At 45.1% G+C, this 3,201-nt stretch carries 1 protein-coding gene and 2 pseudogenes; all 3 read left to right on the top strand.

The genetic code is table 11. The features are described 5' to 3' along the window. A partial coding sequence (locus B9T16_RS27250) for a recombinase (RefSeq protein WP_410246241.1) occupies window positions 1-1,071 on the top strand: 1,071 nt, incomplete at its 5' end. A gap of 127 nt (window positions 1,072-1,198) precedes the next feature. Then, window positions 1,199-2,076 (top strand): annotated as a pseudogene (locus tag B9T16_RS27245) (IS630 family transposase). 444 nt (window positions 2,077-2,520) lie between these two features. Beyond that, window positions 2,521-2,691, top strand: a pseudogene (locus B9T16_RS27240) (HNH endonuclease); the annotation flags it as partial. Window positions 2,692-3,201 lie beyond the last annotated feature (510 nt).

The raw sequence follows: 3,201 nt of genomic DNA, 5'->3' as shown, positions 1-3,201 counted from the left end.
AACGACTTAATCACCTATCGCCAAGTGTTTAAAGAGATGGAAGATGATTACTTTAATGGGGTACACAAGAACACTAAACGGAAGCGCTCTCGCGATATAGCTAGTGACGTTAAGTCATTTAAAGCCTGTTTCCTTGATGTATTTAACAAAGTCACAGACTGGGATGATTATGTTAACTGGGAGGGTATCAAGAAAGCACTGTATAGCCCGTTACAGGACGGTAGCAACCCGATAGGTAGCAAAACCTTTAAAGACAGATACTACCGATTAAAACAGGTAGCAGAACACGCTGGCTGCAAAAAAGCACTAGAGAAACTAGAAAAGATTAACCCTACCCAAACAGTGTTTACTGAATCCCAGAGTGTAGACTTGGATACCTTGCTAGGCTTGCTAGACAAGGAGCGTAACACTGATTATGAGAATTCAAGGGAACGTCAAGCACGTGATGGTTGGTGTTGGGTGTCGGCAATGTGTGCTTTATATGGATTGAGACCATCAGAGATTGCAGCAAGTCAGAACCTAGATAAGACAGTCAAGATTGACGGCATTACTTTCCCGGCCATATCTGACCCTAACAACCTTGAGTTAGTGCTGGTTATTGGTGAGTTTACTTACTTTGGCAGTAGCACCAAAACAGGTCAAAGGTTAGCAATACCAATGTCAAAAGACAAGGCTTTGATTAACCGCCTAGGAATTCATAACGTCTGTTTACCTATTACAAACGCCAAGGACCCTAGCGGTTTTAATGATAATCATCGTAAATGGCTTAAACACCATAAGTGGGGATTTACTCAAGCATTAGCTTTTCGACATCTAGCTAATCAACTGGGAGAAATGAACGGGATACCACAAGAAATCAGGGCACGCTGCTTTGGACATTCGGTAGCGATTAATGACAGCAAATACAAAAAACGTCGCAACCTTGCCACAGAGTTAGGTATCTTAACACGCCACCACCGACAACCATTGCCACTAGATATGGCAAAGCAAACACTACTCAATCATGGTATTGACCCAGAATCACCAGAAATGAAAGCAGGACTTAGATTAATCTATCAGTTAGACGATTAACCCCCAATAAACCCACAACACAATACCCTCTAGGCTAAATACCTAGGGGGTTTCTTTTACACTATAGCACCAGACAGGAAAGTTAGGACGTATAATGGAGAGGACGAGATGACTAAGAAGACCAAAAATGCCAGCCCCCTATAGTTACGACCTCAGACAAAAAGTTATTGATGCAATTGAACTAGACGGTATGCCCAAAACAGAAGCCAGTCAAGTTTTCCATGTCAGCCGGAACACTATCAATCTCTGGCTGCAAAGAAAAGCACAGACCGGAGACTTCCTCCCTAAACCTAATCACCGACCTGGCAATAACCACAAAATTACCGACTGGCATAAATTCAAGGCTTTTGCCCAAGAGCATGGCCACAAAACCTCCGCTCAAATGGCTGAACTTTGGGATGACGACATCTCTCCTSGCACCATATCCAGAGCCTTGAAGAAAATTGGCTTCACCAGAAAAAAAANCTTACGGCTACCAAGAAGGTGATGAGCAACAGCGAGAGGAGTTTATTGCTCAGATTGAACATATGGAGYCGGAAGGGTTGGTTTACCTCGATGAAGCTGGCATGAATAGTCAAGACTCGGATTATCCTTATGGTTACTGCCAGGAAGGACAACGCTTCGATGCCCTCAAATCAGGGAAGAGGCAGGGCAGGGTGAGCTATATGGCCCCATGGTGTCATCAACAACTCTTAGCTCCCTTTACCTTTGAGGGTTGTTGTAATCGGACAGTGTTTGAGTTGTGGTTGGAGTTCATCTTAATTCCAACACTGAAGCCAGGTCAGACTCTAGTATTGGACAATGCAACGTTTCATAAAGGGGGGCGGCAGGCTGAACTGGTGGAGGCAGCTCAATGCCGTTTACTCTATCTACCACCTTATTCGCCAGACCTCAACAAGATAGAGAAATGTTGGTCGTGGTTGAAAGCCCGCATTCGCCATTGCACGTGAGCAGTTTGATTCTCTCGATGATGCCATGGATTATGTTCTCAAGGCTGCGTCCTAACCGTATTGACTAGTGCTATACAAAGCAGGGGGTCGTAACCCTGTTCCCATGACAAAGGGGTGTCCACATCAGGAGCCCTATGAGGTGAAAGTCTCAAGTACGGTTTGGAATGGGAGTTGGGGAGGGTGACTTCCCTTTCGACCCCTACCCTTTTGAGGGTGAAGGATGCGACCAGAAGCCAAAGCCCAATTGTCATGGTGGGGATATGCCCACAGGTCGCGGTGTGGATATAGATACTGCGATTAGTAGGAGTATTATGACGAGAGCGAGTTTAAAGACTACGTGGTTGTATACAGCTCTGAAAGTTGAAGTTACAAAGCAGGGGGTCGTAACCCTGTTCCCATGACAAGGGGTGTCCACATCAGGAGCCGTGTGAGGTGAAAGTCTCAAGTACGGTTTGGAATGGGAGTTGGGGAGGGTGACTTCCCTTTCGACCCCTACCGACAATACTTTACCACATCTGATCTAATTGAAATAGACCACATTGTACCTCGAAGCCTTGGTGGAAAGGATGAATACAAAAACCTTCAATTATTACACCGCCACTGTCATGATGATAAGACGGCGCTAGATAACGCCAACGCTGTATCCTTAATAATGGAACAATCAGATTAGGAGCCGTATGAGGTGAAAGTCTCAAGTACGGTTTTGTATGGGAGGGGGAGATGGCGACATCTCTCTCGACCCCTACTTGTCAATGTCCTTAGCAGGTAATGGCCAATTAGGACTTTGGGTTTGAGTCTTGCATACTCTCGATGTGCTATGCTATCATAAACCACTAAGGTGCGAGACGTTTAGGAATCAAATAAGGCTGAAATGCCTGAAATAACTTCCTAGTGGGACTTTCACCCCTTGGTGAAATATAAGGAACTCATACCCTGACCATCCCACAACTGTTTATATGTCCCAAAGTTTGGTATAGAAATATACAAAACAAGGCAGGGAACTCAAGGTCAAAACGCAAAATCGGAAATCTTAACGATTCCTTAATAATTGCGGAGAGAGTAACGGCGATGTGCGAGACGTTTAGGAGTGAAATAGGGCTGCAATGCCTTAAATAACCTCCTAGTGGGACTTCCACCCCTTGGTGGAATATAAGGGATTCGCACCCCTGACCATCCCATA

Source organism: Arthrospira sp. PCC 8006 (assembly GCF_046480465.1).
Classification (GTDB): Bacteria; Cyanobacteriota; Cyanobacteriia; order Cyanobacteriales; family Microcoleaceae; genus Limnospira; species Limnospira platensis.
Note: the sequence above shows the minus strand (reverse complement) of the source record. Positions and strands in the feature narration are given on the sequence as shown.